At 69.0% G+C, this 16595-nt stretch carries 14 protein-coding genes; 7 read left to right on the forward strand and 7 right to left on the reverse strand.

Annotated features, from left to right (window positions below; all coding sequences use genetic code 11):
- Nucleotides 1-145 precede the first annotated feature (145 nt).
- The 4 genes from EB084_00670 to EB084_00685 all read left to right on the forward strand — a co-directional run bounded on the left by EB084_00670 (nucleotide 146) and on the right by EB084_00685 (nucleotide 3023).
- Nucleotides 146-721, forward strand: a complete 576-nt coding sequence (locus tag EB084_00670; protein ID NDD26768.1) for a hypothetical protein — start codon at nucleotides 146-148, stop codon at nucleotides 719-721.
- A 150-nt stretch (nucleotides 722-871) separates the two neighbouring features.
- Nucleotides 872-1672 carry a septum site-determining protein MinC gene (gene minC, locus EB084_00675; GenBank protein NDD26769.1) on the forward strand — a complete coding sequence of 267 codons (801 nt, stop codon included), beginning with the start codon at nucleotides 872-874 and terminating at the stop codon, nucleotides 1670-1672.
- A gap of 14 nt (nucleotides 1673-1686) precedes the next feature.
- Nucleotides 1687-2508: a septum site-determining protein MinD gene (gene minD, locus EB084_00680; protein ID NDD26770.1), complete on the forward strand. Its 822-nt coding sequence runs from the start codon at nucleotides 1687-1689 to the stop codon at nucleotides 2506-2508.
- 14 nt (nucleotides 2509-2522) lie between these two features.
- Complete coding sequence (locus EB084_00685; protein NDD26771.1) at nucleotides 2523-3023, forward strand: hypothetical protein; 501 nt, start codon at nucleotides 2523-2525, stop codon at nucleotides 3021-3023.
- Between the two features lie 117 nt (nucleotides 3024-3140).
- On the opposite strand, the gene EB084_00690 is transcribed toward EB084_00685, so the two are convergent.
- The 6 genes from EB084_00690 to EB084_00715 form a co-directional block, all read right to left on the reverse strand.
- Nucleotides 3141-4667, reverse strand: a complete 1527-nt coding sequence (locus EB084_00690; protein NDD26772.1) for an RluA family pseudouridine synthase — start codon at nucleotides 4665-4667, stop codon at nucleotides 3141-3143.
- Between the two features lie 60 nt (nucleotides 4668-4727).
- The gene (locus tag EB084_00695) at nucleotides 4728-5444 is read right to left on the reverse strand and encodes a Bax inhibitor-1/YccA family protein (GenBank protein ID NDD26773.1); all 717 of its coding nucleotides are present in this window, start codon (nucleotides 5442-5444) and stop codon (nucleotides 4728-4730) included.
- 116 nt (nucleotides 5445-5560) lie between these two features.
- Entirely contained in the window at nucleotides 5561-6925 is a 1365-nt protein-coding gene (locus EB084_00700; GenBank protein NDD26774.1) for a hypothetical protein, read from the reverse strand.
- Nucleotides 6926-7020: 95 nt separating this feature from the next.
- Nucleotides 7021-7374 carry a hypothetical protein gene (locus EB084_00705; protein NDD26775.1) on the reverse strand — a complete coding sequence of 118 codons (354 nt, stop codon included), beginning with the start codon at nucleotides 7372-7374 and terminating at the stop codon, nucleotides 7021-7023.
- 20 nt (nucleotides 7375-7394) lie between these two features.
- Nucleotides 7395-9203 (reverse strand): ABC transporter ATP-binding protein, encoded by a 1809-nt coding sequence (locus EB084_00710; GenBank protein ID NDD26776.1) that lies wholly within the window; start codon nucleotides 9201-9203, stop codon nucleotides 7395-7397.
- Entirely contained in the window at nucleotides 9200-11074 is a 1875-nt protein-coding gene (locus EB084_00715) for an ABC transporter ATP-binding protein (protein NDD26777.1), read from the reverse strand. Before EB084_00715 ends, EB084_00710 begins: the two co-directional genes overlap by 4 nt.
- A gap of 72 nt (nucleotides 11075-11146) precedes the next feature.
- Between EB084_00715 and EB084_00720 the strand changes: the two genes are divergently transcribed.
- On the forward strand, nucleotides 11147-13144 hold the full coding sequence (locus tag EB084_00720) for a hypothetical protein (GenBank protein ID NDD26778.1): 1998 nt from the start codon (nucleotides 11147-11149) through the stop codon (nucleotides 13142-13144).
- Between the two features lie 45 nt (nucleotides 13145-13189).
- On the opposite strand, the gene EB084_00725 is transcribed toward EB084_00720, so the two are convergent.
- Nucleotides 13190-14293, reverse strand: coding sequence for a hypothetical protein (locus EB084_00725; GenBank protein ID NDD26779.1), 1104 nt, complete (start codon nucleotides 14291-14293; stop codon nucleotides 13190-13192).
- A gap of 183 nt (nucleotides 14294-14476) precedes the next feature.
- Between EB084_00725 and EB084_00730 the strand changes: the two genes are divergently transcribed.
- Both EB084_00730 and EB084_00735 read left to right on the forward strand, forming a co-directional pair.
- Nucleotides 14477-15364, forward strand: a complete 888-nt coding sequence (locus EB084_00730; protein ID NDD26780.1) for a purine-nucleoside phosphorylase — start codon at nucleotides 14477-14479, stop codon at nucleotides 15362-15364.
- Between the two features lie 12 nt (nucleotides 15365-15376).
- Nucleotides 15377-16595 (forward strand): thymidine phosphorylase (locus EB084_00735; GenBank protein NDD26781.1); only part of this gene is annotated, 1219 nt, incomplete at its 3' end.

Consider the following 16595-nt stretch of genomic DNA (forward strand, 5'->3'; position numbering starts at 1 on the left):
GCACGCGGCACACGCGCGAGAGCGAGACCGCGAGCCAGGGCGCCCGTGGCAGGGAAGCCCTTTCGTGCTCGCCGTCCCACCGGCTCTTGCGCTCCAGCATCCCACGTGGAGATGCTGCGCGCGACAGGAGAGGGCAGGTAGAGACATGCACGACCACACCTACAGCCGTGGCGAGAGAATGCTGTTCGCCGCTGGCGATGGTCTCATGAACGCGCTCACGGCGCTGCTGCTGGGAGGGGCGTATCTGGCCCTCTCGTTCGCGCTCTTCGGGCTTGTGGTGGCGGCATTCGTCTGGGGCGGATACCACGACTCCATGCTCGAGGGGCAGTTCATGCGGTTCAGCGGTCTCTCGGCGCTCTATCTGGGAGCGCCCTTGCTCGGACTGGCCTGCGTCGGTCTCTTCGGCCAGCAGGCCTGGCGCACGATCTGGGGGGCGCCCGCCGCCTTTGAAGAGAAGCGCCTCAACCCGACCCTGGTGCTCGCGCTGGCCATCACGTGCTGCATGCTGACCGCGGCCGCGAATCTCTCGCTCGAGGGGCGATGGGGCACTGTGCCCGTTCGCCTGGCGCAGGCGCTCGACGTGGCGCCCACCGCCATCGCTGGCAAGAAGGCGCCGGCCATGTCGCCCGCGCGCGCGGCGGTCTCACGTCCGGCCGCCGCGGTCTCGGCTCCCCCGCCTGCCGCAGCGATGCCGCGGAGCGGTGCCGCCGCGCCCAACTGATCGCGGGGTTCGCTCCGGTTCAGGCACTTGATCGGTGAGTTCCGCATGACAAGCCAGATCTGCCCATGATCTTGCAGGAATTTCAATTTGCGCTTCGAAATCTTCCGGGAACACCGGAGGTCGACAGTGCTTACCCACCAGTACGTCTCGATGAAAGGCACCCGTCGCGGCATTCTCGTCAGCATCGCTGAGGAATGTCCGTTCGCTGACGGTCTGCTCGAGCTGCGCGCCGCCATTGCCGAGAAGCGCCAGTTCTTTGCCGGGTCTCCCGTCAGCCTCGATCTGGGGTGGCGCGAGCTGACGCAAGAGCACTACCTCGAGCTGATGCGCGTCTTGAACGAATCGGGCGTGAAGCTGCTCGGGGTCATCAGCAGCTCGCTCGCCACCCGCAGGCTGCTCGAGGGGCAGGGCATCAAGTGCATCATCGGTACCCTCGGGCTGGCCAAGCACGGCGGAAACGCCCGCGTGAAGGCGGAAGCCGCCGCGCGCCCGCCAGAGCCCCCTGCGCCTGTGGAACCACCGGCCGCCGAGGCCGCAGCCTCGGCCGATGTTGCCGAGACCGCGGAAGTCGCGGCGCCGGTCGAGCGCGCTGCCGCCGCGTCGCCGTCGCCCGCCGACGCAGACCCCACCCTCATGGTGCGCAAGACGCTGCGCTCCGGGCAGCGCATCCAGTTTGCGGGCAACGTCGTCGTCATGGGCGACGTCAATGCCGGCGCCGAGGTCGAGGCCGAGGGCGACGTGATCGTTCTCGGCAACGTTCGCGGCATCGTTCACGCGGGGTGCAAGGGCAAGGCAGACGCGGTTGTCGTTGCGCTCAACCTGCACGCTTCGCAGCTGCGCGTGGGCAATCTCATCGGCATGGTTGCCACGCAGAAGAGCTTTACCAACAACGCAGCGGTGATGGCGCGCATCCACGAGGGTTCCGTCGCCACCTGCCTCTACGGTCGCTGAAGGAGGGTCTCCCCATGGGCAAGGTCATCGTCATCACCTCCGGCAAGGGCGGCGTCGGCAAGACCACCGCCACGGCCAACATCGGTACCGGTCTGGCGCAGACCGGCAAGAGCGTGGTGCTCATCGACGCTGATATCGGGCTGCGCAACCTCGATCTGGTGCTCGGGCTCGAGAACCGCATCGTGTTCGACCTGGTCGACGTGGTCGAGAAGAAGTGCCGCACGGCGAAGCAGGCGCTCATCAAAGACAAGCGGAACGAGACCCTGTTCCTGCTGCCGGCGGCGCAGAGCCGGGACAAGGACGCCGTCAAGCCCGAGCAGATGAAGGCGCTGTGCGATGAGCTGCGCGAGCAGTTCGACTTCGTGCTCATCGACTGCCCCGCCGGTATCGAAGGCGGGTTCAAGAACGCCATCGCCGGCGCAGACGAAGCGGTCATCGTCACCAATCCGGAGGTGTCGGCGGTGCGCGACGCCGATCGCGTCATCGGGCTTCTCGAGGCGGAAGACAAGTGCAGCCCGTCTCTCATCGTGAACCGCATCAAGCCCGACATGATCCGCAAGGGCCAGATGCTGAGCATCGCCGACGTTCAAGAGATCCTGAACGTCAAGCTGCTGGGCATCGTGCCCGAAGACGAGAAGATCCTGCGGGCCTCCAACCGCGGCGAGCCGGCCGTGCTCGACAAGCAGTCGAAGGCGGGTCAGGCCTACCGAGAGGTCGTGCAGCGTCTCATCGATCCGGTCAACGCGCCGGCGGTGGTGCCGCCCCGTACCGAGAGCTTCTGGGCGCGCATGCGACGGGTTCTCGGCATGGGCGAAGAAGTCGCCCGTCAGGCCTGAGAGAGGAGCAGCACATGTTCAACTTCTGGGCAGATTTCATTCAAAAGCTGATGCGCAAGGACGACTCGGCGCAGATGGCGGCCGGTCGTCTCAAGGGCAGCGTGGTCCTCGACCGTCTGAGCCTCTCCCCCGCAACGCTCGACCAGATTCGCAATGACGTGGTGCGCAGCATCTCGCGCTACCTCATCATCGACGAGAACGCCATGACCCTCGCGGTCCAGGCGGAAGGTCGAACCGTGGCGCTGGCGGCCCAGATCCCCGTGGTGCGTCAGCGCGACGGGGGGGGCGAAGGCATGGTCGTGCACGAGACGCGCGAGCTGTTCCGCGTAGACACCGCACCCGCGGCTGAGGTCGGGCGCCGGGGAGGCGTCATGGCCATCGCCGAAGACCCTGTTGAAGATTCTGGTGAGTTCTTGATTCGACCAGATGGCAGTCGCTCCGCGCTGTCGCCCGAGGCCCGCGCCCGCGCGCGTGCCCTGCGCCGACGTCGGCAGAGCCGTCGCAGCGGGTTGTAGCCGCTGCAACCGACGTGGGTGGGGCAATCGCAGGTTGCTCTACCCCAGGGGTTCAATCGGGGCGTCCGGCAGCGGGCGCCCCGCTCTCGTTCTCACGGCGGCCCTTTCGAAGGCGGCTCACCACGGTGGGGCGGCCTCCACGCGCACCTCGTGTCCGCTCTCCGGATGGCGGAAGGCGAGTGAGGTGGCGTGCAGGAACAGGCGGGTCTCCCCGTCTCGCGGTGAACCATACAGGCGGTCGCCACGAATGGGGCAGCGCAGCCCGGTGGCCATGTGTACGCGCAGCTGATGGCTGCGGCCCGTGTGGGGCTGCAGCTCGACGTGCGTCGCGTCGATCACGCGATAGGTGGTGAGCGATGGCTTTCCGGAAGGGTCGGCGCGGTAGCCGCCGGCCCGATGCGGATCCGGGCCCAGCGCCAGCGCGATGGTGCCGTGACGCTGCGCGGGTTCGCCGTCGAGCCAGGCGTGGTAGACCTTGCGCACCTCCCGCTCCGCGAACTGCCGCTGCAGACGGGCGTGGGTCTGGGCGTCGCGGGCGAACACCACCAGTCCGGAGGTCTCCAGATCGAGGCGATGCACGGCGCGGGCGTCCGGATGTCTCTGCTGCAGGCGAGCCAGGAGGCTGTCGTGCTTCCAGTGCTCGCGCCCGGGAACCGTCAGCAGCCCAGGCGGCTTGACGACCACGAGAATGTGGGGGTCTTCGAGACGCACGTCGAGTGGGCACGCGTGTCGCGACAGCAACGCCCCCAGGAGCGGCTGGCAGCGGTTCTCGCATGCCCCATAGAAGACGCCGGGCTGGCGCTGGCCGTTCGGACTGGGCGGGCCATGCCACATCTCAGCCATGTCGAGGGGCGTCCAGCCGTTTCGTGCCGCGTGGTAGAGAAGCTTGGGCGCGCAGCAGTCGCCGGTGCCGGTAGGCAGGCCGTTGGGAAAGAGTGAGGCCAGCGACCATGGCTGGTCGGTCGACAGGGTTGCGTCGAATGCGGCGTGCATCTCGGCCTGCAGCGCCCGCGAGAGCTGGCGGCGCTCGCGCTTCACCGCGATGATCTCGTCCTGCAGGCTGGCCACGTGCTGCGTGAGGGGCGCCAGGGCCTGCTCGCGCGCCTGGCGGAACAGGCGTCGCTCGCGGCTGTCCCGGCGGCTCTCGTCATCGAGCGCTGCCGCCGCATGACCCGCCGCGCGCAGGGTCTGGCGCCGCGCCCTGGCGGCGGAGAGCCGCGCGTCCAGTGCTTCTTGTGCTGCGTCCCACGTCAAGCGTGTCTCGGCCAGCGCCGCGCTGGCGCCGTGATCATCGAGGCGCCGCAGGTGCGCCTTGAGGGCCTGCAGCCGTTCCAGCGTGGACGCGGTGGAAGGCGGCGGCTCGCCGCCGATGGGGGGGGCCCAGCCGCTCCGCGTGGCGCTTCCCTCCCAGAGACCGGAGAAGGCCTTGATGGCGGCGAGGCCTTGCGGTGTCTGCACGACGAGCACGCCGATCATCTTGCCTTCGCCTCCGGTGGGGAGCGATTCGATGATCTGGGAGAGGATCTGCTCTGCTCGGGTCGTGCGGGGAAGCGTCAGCCGCTGCCCGCTGACCGGGCAGCGGCCCTCGTAGAGGTATCGCACGCCACCCGGAGCAGCGAGGAAGGGCGGAAGGGGGCTGAGCATCAGGAGAGAGCGCCCGTCAGGGGGCGATATTCCTCAGCAGCGTGAACGTACGCGCGCCGGTTATTCCCAGTCCCGGCTGCTGCCCCCGCCGCTGAGCATCGCCATGATGCGCAGCAGGTGAACGAACAGGTTCAGGAAGTCGAGATAGAGGCTCAGCGTCGCGACGTTGATGTCGTAGGCCTGCCAGTTCATCTTGATCTGGTTGATGTCGTAGCCGATGAAGCCCGTCATCACGATGGTCACCACCGCGGAGATCATGAGCTGGTACATGGGGGTGTGGGTGATGAAGATGCCGATGAACGACGCGATGCACGCGCCGATGAGGCCCATCATCAAGAAGGTGCCCCAGCCGGAGAGGTCGCGCTTCGTGGTCATGCCGTACCACGACATGGCGCAGAAGATGGCGCCCGTGGCGCCGAGGGCGTTGTACACCACGGCGGTGCCATGCGTGTAGCCGATGGCCCACTTGATCATGGGGACGGTGGTGGCGCCAGACACGGCGGCGAACGCGTAGACCAGGAAGGGTGAGGCGGTGGCCGAGCGGCGGACGAACATGGCGGCCATCAGCAGAATGAACTCGACCAGGATCAGCCCGAGGTAGGCCGCCGGTGGCAGCGACCAGCCGGCGTAGGCGCCGCCGGCCGCAATGAGCAACGAGAAGCCGAAGTTCGAGAGCACGCGCTGCATGAACTGCGCCTGCTGGTCGCCGTGCTCGGCGCCTGTGCCCCATGAGCCCAGGGGGGTGGGAGATTGAGGTTGCACTGTGCCGGGATACATGGTGTTCTACCCTTTCTTGCGGCGCACGTGGGGCGCGCCTTCGTAATCGTCTGAAGCAGTGACGTATCCGGTTGTGAAAGGTTTCCAGCCGATCCGGCCACGTCCCTCTGACGTGCTCAGCGGCTCAGCTCGACGGCCTTGCTCAGCTGGGCGTCGCTGTCTGTGCCGAAGGGCTCGAGCGGGTTCTGCGGTACGGCGGCGTCGAGCTTGAGGCTGTCGAGGCGGTTTCGCAGAACCTGGCCGTCTGCAAGGATGTAGTACCCGCTGGCCACGGTCACCGTGGAGCCGTCGGAGAGCTCTTTCGATACCGTGGGCTGATCGCGCCAGACGGTGACTTCGCCCACCAGGCGCGCGTTCACGTTCTGGCGCAGCGCCGCCGCGAGCAGCACGCCGGCACCGCTGGTGTAGCGGTTCACGAGAACCACCACGGGGGCCTTGGTGAGCTGGGTTCCGTGGGTGCGCCGCACCTCGGAGCCCTTGCGGGTCACGAGCCTGGTGATCTCGACGCGGGGCCCGAGGAACACGCCGCCCACGTCTTGCGTGCCCACAAGCAGCCCCTCGTTGTTGCGCAGGTCGAGGATGATCTTCTTCACGCCATCCTTGTCGAAGGCGTCGATGACGCGGGAGAGCTCGAGATCCATGCGCTCACCCAGGTACTTGACCCGCACGTATCCGATCCCGTTCGGGAGGACTTTGTGCGAGATGTTCTTGGGATTCGGGTTGAGCCACACCCGCTCGACCTCAAACACGACGGGCGTGTGCTCGCCGGGACGATCGACGGTGAGCTTGACGCGCGTTCCCAGCGGGCCGCGCACCAGATCGGCCAGCTCGCGGTATGACAGGCCGATGACTGATCGCTCGCCCACCGCCACGAGCCGGTCGCCCCGCTTCAGGCCGACGGAGGCGCCGGGGAAGCCGTCGAGGAGCTCGAAGACGATGAAGCGGCCCTGCGGATCGGGACGCGGGTCGACGAGCAGCCCTACGCCGCCCTTGTCATACCCCTCTTGTTCAGCGGGGAGCATGTAGTGGTTGGGGGCGAAGAGCTCGGTGCCGTCGCTGCGCTCCTTGGTCAGCGCACGGGCCAGCGCCTGGCGCAGCACGAGGCCCTGGGCGGCAGCGTCGGGAACGGCCCGGGTCAGCCACCGCTCGAAGGCCGCAACGCGCGATGAAAGCGGGCCGGTCAAGGCGGGCGGTGCACCTGCGGAGGGGGTCTTGGCGCTGACGATCTTTGCCGCCGCCTTCTCGATGTTGGCGAGCAGCCTGTCTGTCGACACGTGGATGACGCTCGACGAGGCGATCCAGGGCAGGAGCTGGGTCAGGGCCGTTGCCCGCAGGGGTGTGCGGGTCTCGGCGAGGATAGGCCGCGCCTGCGCGAGCAGGGTGAGCAGGGCGGCGATGACGAGCAGAGCGTTGGTCGGGCGACGGTTGGACACGAAGACGTTCCCCCCAGTGATTCCGGCCCCGATGCCCTCGCCGTGCATCAGCAGCGGGTGAGAGGGTCGGGCGCAAGTCGGCGGGGGGCTTCTACGGGGCTTCGTGGGTTCCTCTTCAGGATGGCGCGCGTGTCCGAGCGCTTTCAGGCGAACCAGACCCGCTCACCGGCGAAGCGCTCCGCCACGGCATCCCAGGGGAAGTAGACGATGAGCTTGAGCTCGATGACCCGCCCCGTGGGCGGCATGCCGCCCCACCAGCCCTTGGAGGTGGCCTCGAACATCTCGCCGTAAAAGGCGCGCGCCCCCGCGTGCCCTTCCCAGCGCTGGCCGATGGGCACGATCTCGTAGGCGCAGTCGGGTGACACGGTGGCCAGCACCGCGTCGAGGTCTCGGCTCTCGAGGGCACGGCTGTGACGCGCCCAGGCCGAGCGTATCTGCTCGTGCAGCGCGGGAGAGGGCTCGAGGGCGAGACGTTGGTGGAAGGTGCTGTCGGGCATGGGGCCTCCTCGATTCGGGCTCAGGGGGCGTGGGGAACGGCGTCGTCGTGGAAGGCGTCGTGCAGGCGCCGGTAGAGCCCATCGCGCGCCAGCAGCGCGTCGTGGGTGCCGATCTCGGCGATGCGCCCGTGCTCGAGCACCACGATTCGATCGGCTCTGCGAACGGTCGACAGGCGGTGCGCGATGACGAACGTGGTGCGATGCTTCATCAGGGCCTCGAGACCTTCCTGGACGAGTCGCTCCGATTCGGGGTCGAGGGCGGCGGTGGCCTCGTCGAGCACGAGGATGCGGGGATCGGTGATGAGGGCGCGGGCGATGGCGACGCGCTGGCGCTGCCCGCCAGACAGCCCACGGCCGCGCTCGCCCACCGTGGTGTCATAGCCGTCGGGGAGCGCCTCGATGAATGCGTCGCATCGCGCGGTGCGCGCCGCGGCCCGCATCTCTTCATCAGACGCCTCGGGGCGGCCGTACTTGAGGTTGTCGCGCAGCGTTCCGCGAAAGAGCACGTTGTCTTGCAGCACGAAGGCGATCTGGCGTCGCAGCGAGTCGATGCGCACCGTGCGCAGATCGTGGCCGTCGATGCGGATGCTGCCCTCCTGCGGGTCGTAGAAGCGCGCCAGCAGACCGACGAGGGTCGACTTGCCGGCGCCGTTGTGCCCCACGATGGCCACCATCTCGCCGTGACCCACCCGCAAGCTCACCTCGTGTAGCACGGGCGCCGCGTCGGCGCGGTAGCCGAACGAGACGCGGTCGAGCTCCACCGTCTCAGAGAAGGGCGGGAGGGCGATGGCGTCGGGGGCGTCGTGCACCTCGCGCTCGCTGTCCTTGATCTCGAAGATGCGCCGCGCCGCGTGAAGGCCTCTGCGGAGGTTCGACAGGGTCTGGGTGATGCGTGACACCGGCGTGCTCGCCAGCATGATGTATCCCCAGAAAGCCAGAAAACCGCCCAGCGTCATGCGCCCGGTGCCCACCTCCCACGCGCCGTAGCCGATGACCACCACGATGCTCACGGTGGAGATGCACTCCACCGTGGGGTTCTGCGCCAGGGTCTGGCCCAGCACGCGCAGCGAGAGGTCGTATGCCTGCTGGCTGGTGCGCTTGTAGCGGGCGCTCTCCCAGCCCTCGCGTCGGCACGACTTCACCACGCGGATGCCGGCCACCGTCTCCTGCACCTGCGAGGCAAGGTCGTCGTGGGTGGCGTGCGAGGCCTCGATGAGCCCCTCGACCCGTCGGTCGGAGCGCGCGATGAGCCATGCCGTGAGGGGCGACAGCGAGAACGTGAGCAGCGTCATGGTGGGGTTCTGCGTCACCATGTAGGTGATGGCTCCCACCGCCACCAGGGTGTCGTTCAAGAGCAGGATCACGCTGGCGGCGAGCAGCTCGGTGACGAGGCGCACGTCATCGGTGAGGCGCACGATGATGTCGCCCATGCGCGCCTGATCGAACCACGACAGCGGCAGCATCTGCAGGTGTCGGTAGACGTCTTCGCGCACCTCGCGAATCGTGGAGTTGTTTCCCATGGCCATGGCGTAGGCCTGGGCGTAGGCGAAGGCCCCCTTCACACAGGCGGTGAGAACGAGCGCCGCCAGAGACACGTTGAGAACCCACATCTCCCCGCCGGGATGCGAGAGCACCCGATCGGTGAGCACCTTCAAGATGTAGGGCTGGGCCACGCTGGCCGCGTTGAGCACCAGCGTGGCGGCGACGCCAGCGACAAACCACGGCCAGTAGGGCTTCGCGTAGGGCGCGAAGCGGCCCACCAGGGCGCGCATCTCACGCCCTGACATGGGGGGAGACTTGGGGACGCTCTTGACGGGCTGGGCGATCATGACGGGCGCTGCGCCTCGGCGAAGAGCGCGGCGTACACGCCGCCTTCTTGCAGCAGCGAATCGTGGGTGCCTTGTTCGACCACCCGTCCGGCGTCGAGCACTACGATGCGGTCGGCGGCCCGCGCCACCGTGGCCCGGTGCGCGATCTCGATGACGGTGCGGCCCGCCGTGGCGGTGCGCAGCGAGGCCTCGAGGGCGGCTTCAGCCAGGGGATCGAGGCTGGCCGTGGCCTCGTCGAGCACGGTCACCCGAGGGTCGGCGAGCAGCGTTCGCGCCAGGGCGACGCGCTGGCGCTGGCCTCCGCTGAGGTTCGCGCCGCGCTCGTTGACCATGTGGTCGTAGCCGTCCGGCAAGGTCACGATGAAGTCGTGGGCGCCCACCACCTTCGCGGCCGCCGCGATCTCGTCGTCGGTGGCGCCCTCGCGGCCGTAGCCGATGTTGTCGCGGATCGTTCCGCTGAACAGGAAGACCTCTTGCGCCACGAGCCCCACCTCGGCGCGGACCGTGTCGAGGGGCAGCGTCTCGATCGCGGCGCCGTCGAGGGTGATGTGCCCCTGCGCGCAGCTGTAGAAGCGGGCCAGCAGGTTGGCGAAGGTCGATTTCCCGGCACCGTTGCGTCCCACCACGGCGACGCGTTCCCCGCGCGCCACCGCGAGGGTCACGCCTCGCAAGGCCTCTGGTCGATCATCACGATAGCGCATGTGCACGTCGTCGAACGCCAGGGATGCTCCACGCGGTCTGGCGCCCGCCGATGCCAGCGCGTCCGGCGCAGGCAGGGGGGCGTTTCCCACGTGTGGGGTTGCGGCGTCGGCGGCGTGACCCGGCGCGCGTGGCGCGGGGCTCGCTTCGACCGGCGTGTCGAGCAGGGCGAAGAGCCGCGCCCCCGCGCTCACCCCGCGGCTCACCACCGCGGTGGTCTGGGGCAGGCGGTTGATGGGGGTGGTGGCCAGCAGCATGTAGGCCCAGAAGGCAAGCAGATCGCCCAGGGTCAGCTGGCCGCTCATGATCCGCAGGGCGCAGTACCACATCACGATGGCGATGGCGCTCGTGGCCAGCACCTCCATGATGGGGTTCTGGGTGGCGGTGAGGCGCACGAGCTGCATGGCGTGACGGAAGGCCTCCTGGTTCTTGCCGCGGAACCGCTCGCTCTCGTCGCCCTCGCGGTTGAAGGCCTTCACCTGCTTGATGCCGCTCACCGTCTCGTGCACGTGGCTGGTGAGCTCGCTCAGCTGCTCGTGGGCGTCGTCGGTGGCCTTGGTGAGGCGCCGCGCGTACCGCCGCACCACGATGCCGGCCGCGGGGGTGACGATCATGGCAAGAACCGTGAGCTGAACGTCCTTGGCGATCATGAACGCCAGCGAGGTGACGAGCACGATGGTGTCGTTCGTGATGACGAGCAGGCCGGTGGTGAGCAGCTCGGTGACCATGCGAAGATCATCGGTGAAGCGCGTGATGAGCTCGCCTGAGGTCTGACGGTCGAACCACGCAATCGGAAGGCGCATCAGATGGTCGTAGGCGTGCTCGCGCAGGCCGCGCACGCAGCCCTGGCTGGCGCGGTTGAGGAGGATGCCCTGCAGCCACGTGAACAGGCCCTTGAGCAGCGTGGCGCCGAGCATGGCCGCGAGCAGCCACGCCAGGAAGCCGTAGCGCCCCGTGAGCCCGGAAGCGGTCAGCACGTCATCGGTGAGTGTCTTCACGAGCAGCGGTCGCACAAGATTGGCCACGTTCAGCACCACAGAGGCAAGCACGGCCGCCGCGAAGAGCCCTCGGAAGGGCCGCCCGTAGCGCGCGAGGCGACCGAGTACGTGGAGGGCGCCCGATGTGGGCGGGGGTGGCGGTGTGGAAGTGGGCATGGCGGCGTTGACCCGCATTCTACGCGTCCGCGCGGAGGCCTGTCAAACGCGGCCGGGAGGCGCCGCGGGCTTTCGGGCGAATCTCGAGGGGTGCGTCGCCTCGCCATCGCCATCGGCCTCGTCGTGCTCTTCGTCGCGTGCGTGCACCCCACGGTGTTCGACTACGACGTCTGGTTCGATCTCGCGATGGGCGAGCACATCGCGCGCACGGGCGAGATCGTGCATCACAGCGACTGGGTGTGGCCGAACGACCGACTGCCCCAGCCGTGGTTTCCCAACGATGAGTGGGGATTCTGCGTGCTGGCCCACGCCGTGCACCACGCCTTCGGGGAGAGCGGGCTCTCGCTGCTGCTCACCGCGCTTCCGGCCTGGGGCTGTCTGGTGCTGGGCACGCTCACGGCCCGCAGGCGGGGCGCGGGATGGGGAGGGGCGGCGCTGGCGGCGGTGCTCGGCGCGCTGCTGCTGCAGTCGCGGCTCATGCCGCGTCCCCAGCTGATCACCGACCTCTTCCTGGCGGCGTTCGTCTACATGGGTGAGCGTGAGCGCACTCCGCCATGGGCCTACGCCGCGCTCATGCTGGTGTGGTGCAACCTGCACGCCGGCTGCTTCATCGGCGTGGCCTGGCTGGGCCTGCGCATGGTGGCCGATCTGATCGCCGGCGTGGTCGAGAGGGCGCGTGCCGCGCGGGAGAGCACGGGTGCCGAGGAAGGCGACCGCGCGGTCGACGCGAACGCGGCGCGTGGGCTGCTCGGCCTGTCGGACGGCGCCGTGTCGCTTCTGCGCCGCGACGCGGGAGCCCTCGCCCTCACGCTCGCCGCCACCGTCTGCTGCCCCGCCGGATTCTGGCTGGCCGTCTATTTCGTCGACCACATCTTCGTTCACAACCGCGGCCTTCAGCTCATCGCCGAGTGGGCGCCGGCGGAGCTCGGTCGCAATCCCCTGACGCTCTTCGTCGCCCTCGAGATCGCGGGCCTGGCCGCGCTGGGCGTGGCGCGAGGGCTGCGCCTTCGTGACGTGCTTGTGTTCGTGGTGTTCGCCTGGGCGGCGAAGTCGCGCAGCCGCTCGTGTGGCGAGCTCGTGGCCACCAATCAGGCCACCCTCGCCCTGGGGCTGTCGGCGCTGGGCGCCCTCGCGCCCGAGCTTCTGCGCCGCGCGTTGGCGCGCATATCGCCACGCGCCTTCGCCATCCTGGCGGCCGTGGCGGCGGCCGCCTGCCTGGTCTGGCTGGCGCCGCAGCGGCTGCCCCTGCGGGCCGCGCGCTACGCCTATCCAGACGAGGCGCTGGCGTTCATCGCCCGTCGTGGGCTGCCCACGACCGTCTTCAACACCTTTCACTTCGGCGGCTACATGACGTGGCGCGCCCGCCCCGCCTATCGGGCGTTCATCCACGGCTTCGACCCCACCTATGACGAGCAGCTGTTCGACGACTACATCGTCATCAGCCGCGGGGGGCGCGAGGCCAACGCGACCCTCGATCGCTGGGGGGTGCAGGTGATGCTGGTGGGCTACGGCCAGCCCGATGACATCACCGGGCAGCTGCTCACCTGGCTGCAGGTCGACCCCGGATGGAAGCTGGTGTGGTTCGACGATACCGCCCTCGTCTACGTGCGGCGCACTTCCGCGTTCGCTTCGCTTCCCGCGTTCGACACGCTTCGGCCGGGCGCCGCCACCCCATGGGAGATCACCGACTCGCGTGTCCGGGCCGATCTGGTTCGCGCTGCGCGGGAGATGCCTTCGGTGCGCGGGCTGTGCGGGCTGGCTGACGCGCTGGCGGCGGCGGGCGATGGCGCGGGTGCGTCGCAGGCCTGCGCGCGGGCCATCGCCATCGATGCCGAGCATCCCCTGCCGCATTCGACGCTGGGGCGACTCAAAGTCGGCGCGGGCGATCTCGAGGGCGGCAAGGCCGAGCTCGAGACGGCGTGGAGGCTTGCGCCCTCGGCGTCTCTGGCCTACAACATCGCGCTGGCGGAGGCCAGGGCCGCGCATGTCGATGAGACCACCCGATGGCTGGGCGAGGCGCTGCGCCTCGACCCTGCCTTCACGCCGGCCCGGGACCTGGCGCGCAAGGCGGGTCTCAGCGTTCCCTGAGGCATGAGGGGGCGTGATGCATGAGGGAGGGCGCTTCCGCCGGGCTCAGGGGCGCAGCACGGCCTCCGCGTCCTTCTCGAGCGCGTCGAGCAGCTCGTTGGGCGTGCCGTACACCTGCACCCGTGCGTTCCCCGTGGGCCAGGCACGGCGCAGCGAGGGCGGCATGGCGTCGAGGGTGGGGGTGATGAATACGGTGGGATGCCCCGTGGAGAGGGCCACGCCCGCCTCGACCCACATGCTGGAGGGACGCGGGGCTGATTCGCCCACGTAGAACACGCATCGACGGGCGTTGCGCACAGCGGTGACGTCGCGCAGCAGCGCTTCGGCGGGCTTGTCGTGGCCGACGTCGTCGCGGGGCTTGAGCCCCTCGCAGAACGAGGTTCGCTCCCCCAGGCTGTCGCGCAGGGCGACGGTGAGCCGCTTCAGAACCGCCTGCGACTGGGCGTAGCGCAGCTCGTCGAGATGGCTCATCAGGCAGCCGATGAAGGCGTCGGTCTTCGGCTCACGACGAGGCGTGGTCGATACGCCGCGCTTCAGGCTGACCAGGGTGCCGTGCAGGGCGGCAAGGGGGTCGGGGCCCTCGAGGATGGCCACCTGCCCGCGGTAGGTCTGGTCGGCGTCGCGCAGGAACCAGGGCAGGTCCTTGCGGCTGGTCACCAGATAGACGCTGGGGCACCCCGTGGCCAGGGCCACCCCGGCGGCCACCAGGGCGTCTTCGGCCGCGGTGTTCGGACCCAGCCGCATGGTGAAGCCCTCGGCGTATCCGAACGGCGCGAAGTCGAGCTGCACGTGATGCGGGCTCTGCAAGCGCGTGTAGCGCGTCTCGCCAAGCACCCACTGGCCAGGCTGCAGCTCACCGCGCGAGAGGAACCCTTCCACGGCGACGATGTGCGAGGCGAAGCCCTCGACGGGCGTGGGCGAGGGCGATGGTTCTGCCGCGGGAGCAGGGTCGGCCGACGGGTCTGCCGCGGGTGCGGGGTCGGCCGACGGGTCTGCCGAGGGTGCGGGTTCGGCCGCCGATGGGGCCGCCGATGGGGCCGCTGAAGCTGCGGGTGCGGGCGCCGCGGCGATCTGCACGGGAAACCCGATGAGATGAAGGGCGCAGAGCCCGAAGACGGCAGTGAGCAGCGTGAGAAGGCGCGTTCGCATGGAGGGCGGCTTCGCCCGCGCCGGGCCAGCCTCCTCTGCAGGACGCGAGCCGGGCTTGCAGACACGCAGGACATCGAAGCGGCCGCGAGAAAGCCGCCTCTCTCTGAACGCCCGCACAGCGTCCGCGCGTGCGGCCCACGCATCGATGCAGGGCGTTCGCACCGTCGCCGAGGAGGGAACCGCATGTCTTCGAACGCACTCTCGAACCACCTCAAGGAGGCCGTCGCGGCCATTCGCCGCATCGCCGCCGCCGCGCCATCCACCGCACCCGCCAGTGCCGAGAGCTGGCATCCGAAGGTCGGCCTCATCCTCGGATCGGGGCTGGGCGATCTCGCCAACGAAGTCGAGAACGCCGTGCGCATCCCGTATTCGTCGATTCCGCACTTCCCGTCGTCCACCGTGCACGGGCACTCCGGAACCCTGGTGCTGGGCACCCTCGAGGGGCGCAACGTCATGATCTACCAGGGGCGCGTGCACTTCTACGAGGGCTACACCATGCAGCAGATCACGTTCTCTGTGCGCCTGATGAAGGCCATGGGGGCTGACACCATGCTGGTGACGAACGCGGTGGGTGGAATCAGCGAGTTCCTCATCCCGGGCGATCTCGTGGTGATTCGCGACCACATCAACCTCATGGGCACCAACCCACTCATCGGCCCGAACGACGATTCCATCGGCCCCCGCTTCCCGCCCATGGTCGACGCCTACGACCCCGCACTGCGCCAGTACGCGCGCGACGTCGCAAAGTCGCAGGGCTTCGAGATCCGCGAGAGCGTGTACCTGGCCCTCACGGGCCCGAGCTATGAGACCCAGGCCGAGATCAGGGTCTTCAAGCAGATCGGGGCCGACACCGTGGGCATGTCGACGGCGCCGGAGGTCATCGTGGCGCGTCACAGCGGCCTGCGGGTGCTGGGCATCTCGTGTGTGACCAACGCGCTGCACGGCGGCTACGAAGAGGCCGGTCACGAGGCCGTGGTCAAGCAGGCCAAGGAGACCGGACCGCGCTTCATCGGCCTGGTGCGCGGCGTTCTTGCCAACCTTCCCGCCGCGGCGCCCGCGGCGGCCCACTGAAAGGAACATTGCATGCGCGCCATCGACGTCATCCGCAAGAAGCGAAACCGAGAGGCCCTCACCCGGGAAGAGCTGGCCTTCATGTGCAACGGCACCGCCGACAAGAGCATCCCTGACTACCAGGTCAGCGCGTTTCTCATGGCGGCCTATCTCAATGGCATGACCGAGCAGGAGACGGCCGATCTCACCATGTGCATGGCCGAGTCCGGCGAGCAGATCGATCTGTCCGGCATCACGGGGGTGAAGGTCGACAAGCACTCGACGGGGGGCGTGGGTGACACCACCACCCTGGTGCTCGCGCCGCTGGTGGCCGCGTGCGGCGGGCAGGTGGCCAAGATGAGCGGGCGCGGGCTGGGGCACACCGGCGGCACCCTCGACAAGCTCGAGTCGATTCCGGGCCTGAGCACGAGCTTGACCCGCGAGCAGTTCCTCGATCAGGTGAAGCGCATCGGCATCGCCGTCATCAGCCAGACCCCGACCCTGGTGCCGGCCGACAGCAAGTTCTACGCCCTGCGCGACGTCACCGCCACGGTCGACAGCATCCCGCTCATCGCCAGCTCGGTGATGAGCAAGAAGATCGCGGCCGGCGCCGAGGCCATCGTGCTCGACGTGAAGTGCGGCCGCGGCGCGTTCATGCAGACCCATGAAGACGCCCGCAAGCTGGCCCAGGCCATGGTCGACATCGGCCGCCATCTCGGGCGTCGCGTGAGCGCCATCATCACCGATATGGAGACGCCGCTGGGCGCCTACATCGGCAACGCCCTCGAGGTCGAGGAGGCGGTGGAGATCTTGCAGGGCAAGCACGCGGGCACCCCGCTGTGGGAGGTCTCGCTCGTGCTGGCTGGGCATCTTCTGGCCCTGGGCGGGCTCGCTCTCGACCCCACCGAGGGACGGGCGAAAGCCGAAGAGGCCTTGCGCAGCGGCGCGGGGCTGAAGAAGCTGCGTGAGATGATCGAGGCCCAGGGCGGCGACGGCCGCGTCACCGAAGACCTGGGGCTGCTTCCCAAGGCGCGGGTGCTCGTCGACGTGATGGCGCCGCGCGAGGGCTGGCTCGCGGCGGTCGACGCCCTCGACATCGGCGAGGCGGCCAACCGCCTGGGCGCGGGGCGCGCCAAGAAGGAAGACAGCGTCGACCCGGCCGTGGGCGTGGTGCTCAAGGCGCGGGCCGGCCAGCATCTGAAGGCGGGCGACGTGCTCGCCACCCTGCACGTCAACGACGAGTCGCGCGTTG

This window comes from Pseudomonadota bacterium, assembly GCA_010028905.1.
Taxonomy (GTDB): domain Bacteria; phylum Vulcanimicrobiota; class Xenobia; order RGZZ01; family RGZZ01; genus RGZZ01.